At 43.3% G+C, this 13,613-nt stretch carries 13 protein-coding genes and 1 pseudogene; 3 read left to right on the top strand and 11 right to left on the bottom strand.

What is annotated here, in order from left to right; all coding sequences use genetic code 11:
- Positions 1-291: 291 nt before the first annotated feature.
- The 9 genes and pseudogenes from AB6F11_RS07185 to AB6F11_RS07145 all read right to left on the bottom strand — a co-directional run bounded on the left by AB6F11_RS07185 (position 292) and on the right by AB6F11_RS07145 (position 8,671).
- Entirely contained in the window at positions 292-1,782 is a 1,491-nt protein-coding gene (locus AB6F11_RS07185; RefSeq protein WP_104216416.1) for a hypothetical protein, read from the bottom strand.
- 12 nt (positions 1,783-1,794) lie between these two features.
- On the bottom strand, positions 1,795-2,427 hold the full coding sequence (locus tag AB6F11_RS07180; RefSeq protein ID WP_104216417.1) for a hypothetical protein: 633 nt from the start codon (positions 2,425-2,427) through the stop codon (positions 1,795-1,797).
- Positions 2,428-2,555: 128 nt separating this feature from the next.
- Positions 2,556-2,753 carry a hypothetical protein gene (locus AB6F11_RS07175; RefSeq protein WP_104216418.1) on the bottom strand — a complete coding sequence of 66 codons (198 nt, stop codon included), beginning with the start codon at positions 2,751-2,753 and terminating at the stop codon, positions 2,556-2,558.
- Positions 2,740-3,183 (bottom strand): annotated as a pseudogene (locus AB6F11_RS07170) (hypothetical protein); the annotation flags it as partial. The gene AB6F11_RS07175 and the pseudogene AB6F11_RS07170, both read right to left, overlap by 14 nt.
- A gap of 101 nt (positions 3,184-3,284) precedes the next feature.
- A complete protein-coding gene (locus AB6F11_RS07165; RefSeq protein WP_004731658.1) occupies positions 3,285-4,328 on the bottom strand; it encodes a GMP reductase in 1,044 nt (347 codons plus the stop codon).
- Between the two features lie 778 nt (positions 4,329-5,106).
- Positions 5,107-5,547, bottom strand: coding sequence for a PAS domain-containing protein (locus AB6F11_RS07160; protein ID WP_017062430.1), 441 nt, complete (start codon positions 5,545-5,547; stop codon positions 5,107-5,109).
- Between the two features lies 1 nt (position 5,548).
- Complete coding sequence (locus AB6F11_RS07155) at positions 5,549-6,553, bottom strand: response regulator (protein WP_029236531.1); 1,005 nt, start codon at positions 6,551-6,553, stop codon at positions 5,549-5,551.
- A 319-nt stretch (positions 6,554-6,872) separates the two neighbouring features.
- Positions 6,873-7,118 carry a hypothetical protein gene (locus tag AB6F11_RS07150; RefSeq protein WP_010430578.1) on the bottom strand — a complete coding sequence of 82 codons (246 nt, stop codon included), beginning with the start codon at positions 7,116-7,118 and terminating at the stop codon, positions 6,873-6,875.
- 200 nt (positions 7,119-7,318) lie between these two features.
- Positions 7,319-8,671, bottom strand: coding sequence for an MATE family efflux transporter (locus AB6F11_RS07145; RefSeq protein ID WP_017062432.1), 1,353 nt, complete (start codon positions 8,669-8,671; stop codon positions 7,319-7,321).
- A 100-nt stretch (positions 8,672-8,771) separates the two neighbouring features.
- Here AB6F11_RS07145 and AB6F11_RS07140 point away from each other — a divergent pair, with 100 nt between their 5' ends.
- Both AB6F11_RS07140 and AB6F11_RS07135 read left to right on the top strand, forming a co-directional pair.
- Positions 8,772-9,746 carry a LysR family transcriptional regulator gene (locus tag AB6F11_RS07140; RefSeq protein WP_017068435.1) on the top strand — a complete coding sequence of 325 codons (975 nt, stop codon included), beginning with the start codon at positions 8,772-8,774 and terminating at the stop codon, positions 9,744-9,746.
- Positions 9,747-9,788: 42 nt separating this feature from the next.
- Positions 9,789-10,688, top strand: a complete 900-nt coding sequence (locus tag AB6F11_RS07135; protein ID WP_017068434.1) for a DMT family transporter — start codon at positions 9,789-9,791, stop codon at positions 10,686-10,688.
- A 158-nt stretch (positions 10,689-10,846) separates the two neighbouring features.
- Here the strand turns inward: AB6F11_RS07135 and AB6F11_RS07130 are convergent, their stop codons facing one another.
- Positions 10,847-11,266, bottom strand: a complete 420-nt coding sequence (locus AB6F11_RS07130; protein ID WP_104216419.1) for a VOC family protein — start codon at positions 11,264-11,266, stop codon at positions 10,847-10,849.
- Between the two features lie 398 nt (positions 11,267-11,664).
- Between AB6F11_RS07130 and AB6F11_RS07125 the strand changes: the two genes are divergently transcribed.
- The gene (locus AB6F11_RS07125; RefSeq protein WP_017062436.1) at positions 11,665-12,285 is read left to right on the top strand and encodes a heme-binding beta-barrel domain-containing protein; all 621 of its coding nucleotides are present in this window, start codon (positions 11,665-11,667) and stop codon (positions 12,283-12,285) included.
- Positions 12,286-12,356: 71 nt separating this feature from the next.
- Here AB6F11_RS07125 and AB6F11_RS07120 read toward each other — a convergent pair whose 3' ends face one another.
- Complete coding sequence (locus tag AB6F11_RS07120) at positions 12,357-13,337, bottom strand: bile acid:sodium symporter family protein (protein WP_032545880.1); 981 nt, start codon at positions 13,335-13,337, stop codon at positions 12,357-12,359.
- Positions 13,338-13,613: the final 276 nt, after the last annotated feature.

Raw genomic sequence — 13,613 nt, 5'->3', positions numbered from 1 at the left:
TACTAATAGGACTTGTTGTCGCTTACTACAAATATCAAAAGTACAAATTCAAGAAGCGTTTACAAGATCCCGAATACTTTCAAGCCTTAGTAACTAGACATGATATAGAACATGGTAAAAACAAACGAAATACGATTAAAACAAAACCAAGTGTATATAAAAACAGTGATAATTGGCGTTCTATGCCCATGAATAACGCTGTTTTACGATGAATGCCGCCACTTCTCACTGACTGAAGTAACAAAAAGGCGGTATACCTAGATAATACCGCCATCGTTTGTCTTTCGAGAATTAATAACGTAAATTCAGTCGGTCAATAATTGCTTCCGTACTCTCTATACAACTATCGATTCTTGGTTCTAAAGTACCAATGATAAACTCATGACGTTCATCAGCATTGACCCCAAAAAGATCTAACTTGTCCAGTAAGTACACAACAAACAGAGAACCTAAACCAGATAACAATCCTCCTATAACCATTGCGATGGTATCAGCAAAAGGAATACCATTTATAAAAGTAGCTATAGACTCAGTCGCAAGTATCCCGCCAGTAACCACCAAACCAGTAGTAAAGACTTTACTAGCTTCATGAGCGGCTTGGTTCATTGTCATACCCTCAGGAGGAAATATTAGGGTTTTAATCGCTTTCATTAGAGACATAAAACCTTCTCTAATCAATCTAACTGCATTCTTGCTCGTTCTGACGAACATGTTTATAACAGCAGTAGAAATCGCAGAAAGTAACCCGGAAATAGCTCCTGTAGAAAAAGCTGAGGCAACATTTTTCCATTGACCTAAGACCTTAGTAACAACTCTTCCCAGCCTGACTTTTAGGACACCTAACCATGAGTCACTGTATTCACCATTTTTCCAACCATTAGAAATGACATCTTTAACTTCTTCAAAAATCGACGATATAAAACCTGAAAGCAAAGCTCCTAACGCTTGTTGAAGACCTTGGTTAGCTCCAGTTTTGATACCATCTTTTGCTCCTTCTCTTGCTATCCAAATCGTTTTTTCAAGCGGGGCAGAAGGAACGTATTTTTCCGCAGCTTGTTCACCTCGAGCATGGACTGCGTTAGTACGTCTTTTATCAAGGTCGCCATTGTTCGAGCTTTCAACAAACTCTTTATGGTCTTTATCACCTTTAGAACGATTTATACTTTGATGTGTAAAACTATGATTGTCAGAATCTGCGCCAAATTCCGCTTTTTCCGCATCAGATAACATAAAACCACCGTCATCATGCATGCTCTTTAATGGCTTATTATGATCGAAATCCATAACTGACGAATTATGATAGTTCCCCGTGTTGATATCTTTAATTTGCCCTTCGGGGGTCGTGGCATCTAACTTACTTCGTTTTTTTTGAGTATCAAATGAAACTCCATGCCCGCCTACACTTTTCGGTGATTTGGTATAGTCGACTCGGTTGTATTCAAAATTCCTATCTACACCTTCTAGGTCTGCGCGACTCAATTTCAATGGCGACAGAAGCTGATCAATTAAAACCTCTTTGCTAGATTCAAAAAGAACATCGTACTTATCTTTAGTAAATGAACGGTCTAACATGTTTAGTGAATCAGTTACTTCTTGCTCTGTCACTTCCAAATCATAAATTGGACTAACAAAAAACATTTTGTCATAAAAGCTGCTATCTGACTCTTCTGACAAAAACTGGGAGACCAGCTCCTGAGAAGCAACTTCATTGATATGGGCTGTTTCACGAAACGTTTTACGATTGGCCTTTCTCTGCTGATATCGTTTTGCTCTAGTTGTCATAAAAACTCCTTATCAAGCAACAAGCTTTCTCCAAGCTTCCAAAAATGCTTTTTCGTTTTCATGCACATAATCGTCAGCATGCATTACCACATCAATAATCTCTTCAAATAGTCCCATAGACTCTGGAGACACTTTACTGGCATATTCATAAGCAGTAGTAATATTTGGTGGGTTATTCGCAATACTATCTATTTTGGTTTTAATATGTGGTGGTAAAGAGCTACTCATCACGCCAGAAATAAATTCATCAATTTCTACTCGTTCTTCCTCAGATACCAGGCCATCACAGGCTGCACACGCTAGTCCCACAGCTTCCATTGCGATTAGAAGATTAAAGTAATCATCCGTATCGTTAAGCCTTTTCTCTGCGTCTTTGAAAGCAGATTCAATTTTGTTATATTTAGCTTCGTATTTAGCTGTTGCTTTATCTTCTCCTCGTTTTTCGGCATCATCATCACCATCAAAGCTGGCACCTACTGCGGCACCAGCAACGCCAGCCCCAACAGCTGCAGCAACTGTTGCTGTTCCGGCCAAAGAGCCTGCCAATGTGGCAGCTCCAAGTAATGAACCACCGCCAGTAAAAGGGGCTGCTGCAATTGCACCAACTCCAATAGCGGCTCCACCTAGCACCTTCCAAAAACTCATATTATTATCCTTTTGTATTGTTCAATAAACAGCCTAAGCCAACTGATAACTAAGATAAAAATACCATACCGATACACACACCGAATGTGAGCTAGGTATATAATTTGATTGGAAAATAATTTCTAAAGCTACCTCACTTGGTAATTTCCCTTCGAGCTCCCCTCGATGGCCTCCACTTGAGCGTTCCGAGTAATTTCGCCCACTACCGCATTCGCAATGGCTTCGGCCATCATGCCCGCCATCGCAAATTCACCATCGAGCACAAAGCCCTGAGCTTTCAGTTCGGTTTCTAATTTCTGTTTCAATGATGTATTACTTAATGCCATTAGTCTTTCCTGCATAAACGGTGGATGATACATCGACATATTGTTTTCCTATGAAGGGGCAAATGCTCACACCGGTGCACACCCCTTTTCCGCCATTAAACTTGATGGTGTCCGCGTCTTCGGTGATGTTCTTAGCTTTAATGGTTCTATTACCTTTGACGGTTTCGATGTGAGTGCCGTCAATCTCTGTTATTCGATTTTCTAGCACTTTGATTTGTTGAGTGAGGTATTCAAGCTTGTCGGCTTGGTCTGTCTTACGTTCGAAGCTGCCTTTCTGGTCCACCAATTGATACACATCTTTGCACTGTTGGTAGCGGTTTCGCCTTCTTTGATTCCTAGTAACTTGAAACCAAGTGGTAGCAGACAACGAATAAAGGGCTTATCCGGTTGACCGAACATAAATCTGAGTTCAAACAATACTGCCGATTGCCAGCAACTCTGGTAGCACAACAATCGTAGCTTTTTGTCCCAAACAAAAAAGAGCCGCTAAAAAGCGGCTCTTGATTTTCAAACTATTCGAACTCGTTCAGATTACTCTTTACCGAATACGTTGTTCTCTTGCTCTTGTACACGGATGAAAGTCGTACGCTTAGTTAGCTCTTTAAGCTTTGCTGCGCCTACGTATGTACAAGTTGAACGTACACCACCAAGGATGTCAGAAATCGTGTAATGAACTGAACCACGGTATGGAAGTAAAACAGTTTTACCTTCTGCAGCACGGTACTTAGCAACACCACCTGAGTGCTTGTCCATAGCCGACTGTGAAGACATGCCGTAGAACTTCATGTATTGCTTACCATCTTGCTCTACAACTTCACCGCCTGACTCAGAGTGACCAGCTAGCATGCCGCCTAGCATTACGAAGTCAGCACCGCCGCCGAACGCTTTAGATACGTCACCCGCACATGAACAGCCACCGTCACCGATGATCATGCCGCCAAGGCCGTGTGCCGCGTCGCCACACTCGATGATTGCAGAAAGTTGAGGGTAACCTACGCCTGTTTTAACACGTGTAGTACAAACAGAACCAGGGCCGATACCAACCTTAACAATGTCTGCGCCAGCTAGGATTAGCTCTTCAACCATGTCACCCGTTACAACGTTACCCGCAGAGATAACTTTAGTCGGGAATTCTGCACGTACTTTCTGTACGAACTCAACAAGGTGCTCTGAGTAGCCGTTAGCGATATCAATACAGATGAATACAAACTCTTCGCTAAGCGCCATGATCTTCTTAACTTTCTCGAACTCAGCTTCAGATGTACCTGTTGATACAAAAACGTTGTTCAGTGTTTTCTTGTCTGCTGTTTTAGCGAACTCAGCCCACTGCTCTACTGTGTAGTGCTTGTGTACTGCAGTCATAACACCGTGCTCTGCTAGAGCAGCTGCCATTTCAAAGCTTGCTACCGAATCCATGTTCGCTGCAATTACTGGAGTACCAGACCATTGACGACCGCTATGCTTGAATGTAAAATCGCGGGTTAATTCAACTTGAGAACGGCTTTTAAGGGTAGAACGCTTCGGACGGAAGAGTACATCTTTGAAACCTAACTTAAGTTCTTGTTCGATACGCATGATAATTTGTCCTGTAATCATATTACGTGTCGTGCGTTTTCGGTAAGCGTTGGCAGACGCTTTACTGAGTTTCGGACACAAAAAAACCGGAGCGTTGGCAGACGCTCCGGTTTTCAGCATTATAGGCTGTGATTTACTAACAGCAAGTCTGATATTTCATTTTTTTTTGTGCTATCCTCTCAAAGATTCCATATCTGGTAAAAGCTTCCCGCCCGTCATTTCCTACTAAATTCATAGTAATTAATAACTTAACAACATATTCACGCAAACGCTGTCGGTTTATTGCGCAAACGTTTCCCTTGCAAATTCGGCGAAAAAATCTTCGATAAGGCAAATTTGTGAAAAAAGTGCCCTTTAATCACATAAAAATCACACTTTTCTTGAATCAAAAAATGCGTTTTTTCTTAAATAATTTCATTTTTTTCTGACTTTTTTCGCTTCGAGTGCCGATCTCAGCCCTCTTTCATTAGCCCTGAAATTTATAAAGTACAAAGGCAAGATCGATTAGCACGTTCGAAACTTGGATGAGCGGGGTAAAGTCCACAAAATATGGCAGGTTAGATGCGCTTATTTATGAGAACCCAGCAGATACAAGCCGCTGTTGATAGAGCCTAACAACAACTCGACTAAAGTTAACGAACACGGAACGCCTTTCTTTAGTTCGAACTCATTACTACAGGATCAGATACAAAAATGGCCAAGGGGATTAACCTTGGCCATTTTTATTTGGTTTTCAGAGTGCTCTTATAAGGCGATTCAATTTTCACCTTAAGGTACGTCAAGCCTTTTTCTGAGACATCAGAGCTTCAGCAGTCGCATCTTGAATCGACAAGAACAAGGATGTCACTTGCCCAGTTGGAGAACGCATCGGGTTAAGCGTGACGTTCTGATACATAAAGTCAGCTTGCTGAGTTACTGGCCTCACGTTGCGGCACTTAAACAGATAAGGCCTTTGTTGCCACGTTATGAAGCTACGGCAGCCTAGGTCATAAACCGGTTTTGTTTTAAGCCTAAACCACTCTTCAGGAATTTCAGGGAATAACTCAAAGATCGACTTACCGATCGCATCATGCGATTGCTTACCGCTATGGTGCGTCATGAAGCCATTCCAAACTTGTACCTGAAAGTCACGGTTAATGACCACCAGCCCCATATCGACGTTTTGAACCATGTCTACCATCCAGTGGAACTGTTCAAATTCAGCAGGAAGATTCAGCATATTAAAACTCCTCCATTAGGTAGGCCAATTTGTTGTCTAGAAGAGGCAGAGACTCATCAACGAACATAAATAGAAGATCACAACGGATGGACGTGCCGTCTATGTTGTAGCTGACTTCGAACGTCATGGTCTTTTTAAATGAGCCGCTGGTATTTTCAATCACCGAATCAATCGAGATGTGTTGACCTAGCAGCACAGGAGAGCTCTGGAAGAAACGAACTTCTGATTGCTCCCCTAACCCATTCAAGAAAGAGCCGACTAAGATGTTCGATACATCCATCAACAACTCTAATTCTTCTAGCTGCTCGCTTTCTGTTGGCACCTTCATGAGCTTCTTAAGATCGCTCACACTGGAATCACTCAACAAAACTAGCGCTTCACCTGCAATGCCTTCTCCACTGAAGCCTTGGCAAACACCCGACACTTGGTCATTGTCAGCCAAGTCACGAAGTGCCATGTGCAATTCGCTCACTTCGAAGATGTTAACGTTCGGCAGCGGTAGGTGAACAAACACATTAAAGTGACGAGCCAGTGCATCAGCGGCACGGCCTATCGCTACGTTCGCGACTTCCATATAGATATCGCGTCTGCGAAGTATTGGCAGTTCTAAAGCGGTTGGGGTAATGATTTGAGGTTGTTTTGGCGGCTCGACATGCTCACGTAAAATGGCTTTTAGCGCTTCTTTATCGATCGGCTTTTGCAAAAATGCTTTGGCGCCAAGATCCAGCACCTTCTGTTGTGCTTTTGGTTGTATGTCACCAGAAACAACGACAACTGGCGTGGTATCGCCTAAACGTTGCATCTCTTCCAATGTGCCATAGCCGTCTAATTCCGGCATGGTTAGGTCGAGGAACATCAATTTGAATTGGTTTTTAGCGAGCTCTTCAAGTGCATTAAGCCCATGAACAGCAAAAGTTATATCTGCATTTAGAGAACTAGGCAGTGACCGAGCCATCTGCTTCCTTGCTAACGCAGAATCATCACATATAAGAACTGGGAACGACATAAATGCACCACTGACAAATTAAAGCTAATTCGACCGAGTGTAACAGAACATTATGGTATCAGGTACGGGGTGAATGGATTTATGTGCAGATTATTAGTAAGAATGATGAAACAGGTGGGTAAGCTATTATTTCGCATTATTCTTCATGAAAAACAATATGCTACAAAGGTAATAGCCAATCCTTGCTGTTGAGTAATAGCACTATTATATTTAACAGCAGCCTTAACAAGCGGGTTTATTAAGGCTCGACTGACTCATTCATTGAACGGCTTTATGTAGCCATGATAGAGAGCTATCCAACAAAGCTAATGCAAGAGAACTAGAACTGATATGAAGGCCATAAAATCAGTAATGCGAAACGTATGATCACAGCAAATACCAACAACGCGATCCCCAGGCGATACCATTTGTATTCGGCGATGTTCATTGGGATACGCTTGTAGAACATCGTAATCACGCCTTTCCAATCACTACTGCGTCTTCCGTACTGCATCATGCTCGTCAAAACAAACAGTGCGCCAAGCACTAACATTCCTTTTTCAGCCCAGAACAATCCAACTTCCATTTGTGTATTCCTTGATAAAACGGTGAGCAACTCAAATCATTCTAGTCACCTTTTAGCTCGGTTTCTGTAAGACCAAGGTCTAAATTACGAAGTACGCAATTTAGGGCTTATAGGTCATTGTTGGTAATTGATAGTTCTCGGTCAGCAATACAACGTTTATCGTTCAAGGTTCCATGGTAAAGGCGAGCATCACAAGCAAATCACGTATAAGCATGATTCGACAAATCTGGAGATTGGTTGTTCTTTTGAATGACACGCATCAATTGGATAAGCAGCAGAATACCTGTCACGCCTAAGCCAACACCGATTCCGCCCCAAATCCCTGCCAATTCGAACTTAGGCATCAAATACCAAGCCGCAGGTAAGCCAAATACCCAGTAACCGATGGCAGTCATCACGGTTGGCATAGAGACAATCTTCATGCCTCTTAGCAGGTTAATCGCCAGTAGTTGCCAAGCATCAACAATAAAGCACAAAGCAACGACCCAAATCACAGAAGCCAGTAGTGAAGTCATAGCACCCGTGCCATCGTCTAACTTGAAGATAGAAGCGATCATCTCAGGCCATATAATGAACACGGCCGACAACGCCACACTCAACACCGACACCAATATGAAGCTTTGAATCGAGGTTCTTTTTATTCCTTCGTAGTTACCCGCGCCAAAATCACGGCCAACCAAAATCGCCGCAGCTTGTGAGAAACCAAAATTGAAGTTCCAAGTAAAGCTTAAACATTGCAGCAAGATTTGGTGCAAGGCTAACGAAGCAATACTGATCGTGCCCGCCATCAAGGTGCCACCGTAAATCAAGCCATGCTCAAGTAAAGCAGCCAAGCCGATAGGTAGACCCATCAACAACAATGGGCTCATCAACTTGATTGAATACTCTTCTGTATTTAGCCAAGGGGCGAACTGCTTAAACTCGTCACGCTTAAATACCCAAACCGTATATCCAACCATCACGATAAATGCCGCGATAGCCGTACCAAGCCCTAAACCTGTTAAGCCCATGTCTAATTGGAAGGTGAGAAAGTAGCTCACTGGCACATTCAGAATTACGGTGATAATCGACATCACAAGAATGGAGCGCACGTTGCCAAACGCACTGGTTAAGCCACGAAGTACCAACAAGATAAGCGAAGGCAACATTACCCACTTCAAAGCATGGACATATTCCATGGCTAAAGTGATCACTTCTGGTGGCTGTTTGGCTGCTTCTAATACCAACGGAGCAAACCAGAAGCTGGCCATTAAGGTCACGCTGAGCACGAATGCCAACATGGTTGCGCCTTTCACCGCCAATCTAATTTGAGTATTACCAAACTCAGGGCGAGCTACGCGCTGACCATAAGCAATCGCAATCAAGTTCGCGACACAACCCACGGTGCTGCTCGCAATAATGAAGATGAAAAAGTAGATTGAGGCACCTAAGCCACCAGCCGCAAGGGCTGACACACTGATACGCGACATCATCCAAACATCAGTAAGGACTAAAGCCATAGAGATCAGCTGTGAAATGATCAAAGGGAATGCAAGAGTGAGTATTTTTTTCATGAGCGCCTCAGGTAATTTCGCCCAAAATACGATCGATGAGGCTAGCGTTCAATTGATAAATTTGCGACTCTAACATTCCATAAACTCATGCGAACGAATTATGACCCCATATCCTAGCTTGCCATCATCACATAATGGCTTAAAAGCCTTTGAAGCTGCCGCAAGGCTGATGAGCTTTACGCTGGCTGCCGAAGAGCTGCATGTGACACAAAGTGCGATCAGCCGACAGATCAAACAGCTTGAAGATGAGTTAAACGCATCACTGGTTATTCGTAAGCATCGAGCCATAGAATTAACGGTACAAGGTCATGATTTGTATGTGGCTTTGCGAGAAAGCTACGGTAATATCGAAGCTGTTATCGCCTCTTGGAGTGAGCCCAAGCAGAAGCGTATCGTGATCAAAGCGACTCTGAGTTTCGCGACGCGAGTATTGATCTCCAAAGTTCGGGAATTAAACGAGCGTTATCAAGATCATGAGATAGTCATTGTTCCTGTGATTGAGGAAGACGAATCGATTAATAGTAGTGAGTATGATCTACTGATCTTCCACACGCGTTTCAAAAAACGCTATGACAAGGCACCTGACATTACCTTCTTGCGTGAAGAGTTCATGGCGCCGGTTTGCTCTACTAGTTTAACCACCAAAGACACCGACCTTGATTCAATCTTAACCTTGCCAAGGCTGCATCCAACCTTAGATCATCACGACTGGAAAGTGTGGCTGGCCGATGTTGAATTCCCACCAAAGAAACCTGTCAGAAATACCAGCTTCTTGTCTTTAGATATGGCGCTCAGTGCCTGTCTATCCGGTGAAGGGGTTACGGTCACGGATCTGTTGTTAGTTCAACAAGATCTCCAACGAGGCTTCTTGTACTGCCCTAGAAATGCAAAAATCCAACACAGTGCTTGGACTTACTTCATGCACCAGCGTAGTCACACGCCTATCATCAACGACCTTATTGAATGGCTTAGAGAAGAGACAACAAAAGAGATCGAGTTGCTGAAAGTACTCGCACAGCAATATCAATGGTTTGGTGTAATAGAACAGGACAAAGACTTTGGTCGGCTCTTCTAAACTAAGTTATGATTCCTTTTCCCTCAGCCTATTGATATTTTTATGTCTTCTTTCTCTTTTTCACAAATCCCTGTTGGGGTTCGATTCATGATCCTCTCCGCTTTTGGATTCGCACTGATGTCAGCTTGTGTGAAATACATCAGCAATTATGGCATTCCTGTATTCGAAATCGTTGCAGCAAGGGCTTTGGTGTCTTTGATCATCAGCTACATCGACGTAAAACGAAAAGGCATTTCGATCTGGGGTAATAACAAACCTTTGTTGTTTGTTCGTGGCGCAGTAGGTACTGCAGCACTGATGTGTGTTTACTACGCTGTGACCACTTTGCCATTAGCCGAAGCGACCATTCTACAATACGTACATCCGGTCTTTACCGCGTTGCTCGGTGTGTTGTTCCTGAAAGAACGCGTCCAGAAATCGACCATGATCTGCATTGCATTCTGCCTAGCGGGATTATTGGTGATGGTTCAACCAAGCATGAACAGCGGCGCGAGCAGCGAGTTACCGCTATTCAGCATTATGGTGGCGTTATGTGGTGCGTTTGGTAGCTCAATTGCTTATGTGATTGTGAGAAAGCTGAGCCAGACGGAAGACAGCTCTGTCATCATCTTCTACTTCCCACTGGTTGCTCTGCCAATATCGACAGTCCTTATTTGGAACGACTTTGTATGGCCAAGTCTATTCTTAACCGTGATGCTCGTGTTAGTCGGTATTTTCACTCAGATAGGCCAATACGGTTTGACCAAAGCGATGCAGACTCAAGCGGCGGGTAAAGCTTCGGCTTACTCATACGTCCAGATAGTCTTCTCGGCACTGTTAGGCGTGTGGATCTTTAATGAAATTCCATCGGTTTGGACTTATCTAGGCGGTGGCCTGATTGTGACTGGCGCGCTGATTAATGTGTTTGGCAAACAACTGTTGGTGCCTTTTAAGGCTAAATAAACAACCCAACAACTGAGCTAAACATCAGCTAAATAATCAGCTATTGCATAGACCTAAAAAGGGCATTGCGGATTATTCCACAATGCCCTTTTCTATAAATGCTCTCTAGCGCGCTTTCATTCAGCTAACCAACTTTAACAAAGCGGCGTATTACGTAACTAACTCGTGGCATTTCGTAACTTAGGGTCATCACTTAGGTATTCAACGAACTCGATTTCAAAGCCTGCCGGATCCACAAAGTAGACATTTTTTCGATAAGGTTCTTCAGCGCCAGGTTTAGCAATCGGGAAACCCGCATCGATAAGACGTTGAGTGACGCTTTCGATATTATTGGTCACATAAGCGAAGTGCGCGAGGCCAACAGAGTGCCCTGCCAAATCTCTGTTTTCACCCTCACCGTGATCACTCAATGCGATGTATTGGTACTCGTCGCCAAAATGCAGCCAGTTACGTGGCTTACCTGACCACTCCCCTTTTCCCTCATCACGAATATACCAATGAGGGAACGCCGCTTTATAGAAAGCCAGCATTTCTGGGATATCTTTTACCACTAAATTCACATGTTCAAGTTGGATCATTCTTCTCTCCTTAAAGTATTCTCGTAAGCAACGTTGCATATCCTAATACCTCAAGTTAAGTTGAGGTAAAGCACTAATTTGCATTTATTTCGAGAACGTCTTTAGAGACCAAATTGTCGTATTTGATGCGATACAAGCTTTAAGTTTAGACGACCTAATCCAATGTGACTCAACTCAACCACAAGAGTTAGCAAACCCATGGTGTATCACTGAGATAAGACGACCCAACAACTGCTTCTTGCTCAATATATACACACATTAATATCCCCTTATTGACTGATACATCAAGTTACAATTCGATTTCATATTAGCCAACAAAACTGATCTGGGTTAATAAACTAGTTTCACAATAACCTTATTTTTATTGGGGTCAGATAATTAATAAAAAGGAAGTTAAAGTGAAAAAATTATTAGCACTTGGTATCGCAGCGGTAATCTCGGCTCCAGCAGTAGCCGACCACAACACAATCAATGGTATGGATTTTGGTCCACTCGCAAAGTTAGTCGGCACATGGAAATCAGTCGAAACTGGCGGCGTTGATATTTCTCCAGGCCAAGAAGGCACAGAAGTGGGTGCAGGTGGTCCCGCGGTTACACCATTCTATGAAGTAATGACGTTTGAGGTTGCGGCAGATGCAACCAATGCCAGCGATCAATATCTGGTTGCTCTGTACTACAAACAAGAAGTATTCAGAAAGGCCGACGACTCTAAGTTCCACGATCAACGTGGCTACTTCATCTACGACCAAAAAAATCAGGTCGTCTACAACTCTTACTGCGTACCACGCACCACATGTGTCACCGCAGAAGGCCCTGCCGGCGATACAATGACGTTAGTTGCGTCTAAGCGTGGCATCGCTGAGTCCGAATACATGACGGACAACGCAACCACCACGGGCTTCACGATGAACATTAGCATTTCAGACGATACGCTGACGTACTCTCAAACAACAGGCTTAGAGATCTACGACAACGCATTTGCTCATACAGATTCAAGCACTCTAATTAAAGTGAAGTAGATTCAAATACAAACGCCTTTCACAGCGAAGTGAAAGGCGTTTTTCTGTTGTACTTGTAACAACAAACAAGTTTAACTAGATTGTGTATCAACCTTGGCGTAACGGTTGGCTAGCACTGCACAGTAAAAGATCTGAATCGGGTGATAAAGCATGATTGGTAGTAATATCATCCCTAGATTAGGGTTGTGAGCAAAGATCACCTTAGCCATAGGAATACCTGCCGCTAAGGTCTTCTTAGTACCACAGAATACTGCCGCGACTTCATCTTGATGATTGAATCCAACCTTTCGGGCACTCCATTGAATGCCGTGTACCATCACCATCAATACCACTAAACAAATCACCGCTGACAGCAACAACAGCATTGGTGAAAAGTCGCTCCAAATACCGTGTTCAATAGAGTCACAGAAAGCACTGTAGACGATCAGAAGTATCACGTATTTATCTAACTTATTGACCACTGACTTGTGTTTCTGAGTCCATTCAAAAAGTAACGGGCGCATCAACTGGCCGACAATCATTGGCAATAGCAGCATTTTAGATATAGAGATCACCGATTCCATCAGGTTTAGCTCTGCACCTTCCAATCCCATAAAGAGCTGGATCAGTAGAGGCGTAATGAACACGCCTAAAATACTAGAAAGTGATGCATTGAATATCGCACCCGGTAGGTTTCCTTTTCCAATCACCGTCATCGCGACCGAAGACGAAATCGTACTCGGTAATACGAAGAGGTAACAGAAACCAAAGGCCAGAGCTGCTGGCATATAAGCGACAAAGCCTTGCCCGAATATCACCCAAAGCAGTGGGTAAACTAAGAATGTCGCGCTTTGTACAAAAACATGCAGCTTCCAATTCGAAAGCCCCTCAAGAATGGCTTTGGGAGACAAACCCAAACCGTGTAAGAAAAACACCAAAGCGATGCCGAGAACAGTCACCGTATCGAGATGAAGTACCCCACCCGATTTGCCCCAATCCGGCGTAAAAACAGCAACGACCATAGCCACCACCATCCCTACAAGAAACCATTCCTTTTTCAGTTTTTCTATCATGTTGACACGCACTTTCTGTAGATTCCATTTCAGCCAATAACAAGGCTCCGACGCTATTTATCCTATCGACTCTAATTTTAATTAACCACCATAAACGTAAATTAAGCTTGTCTTTATCTTGAGGGTTAACATCGTTATTAAGTTTGTTACACCCGTTTTGCTCAGGATTAATCGGATGTATGGAATGACGATGAAAATATTAGAAAACAGAGGTTTATCGAGAAGATAAGATCACTTTCAGTGATCGGAACACAAAGGCAAGCCGTAGGGACAGCA

The organism is Vibrio sp. 10N.247.311.14 (assembly GCF_041467715.1).
Lineage (GTDB): Bacteria > Pseudomonadota > Gammaproteobacteria > Enterobacterales > Vibrionaceae > Vibrio > Vibrio crassostreae_C.
The sequence above is the reverse complement of the archived record's forward strand: the minus strand, read 5'-3'. Positions and strand labels throughout refer to the sequence as shown.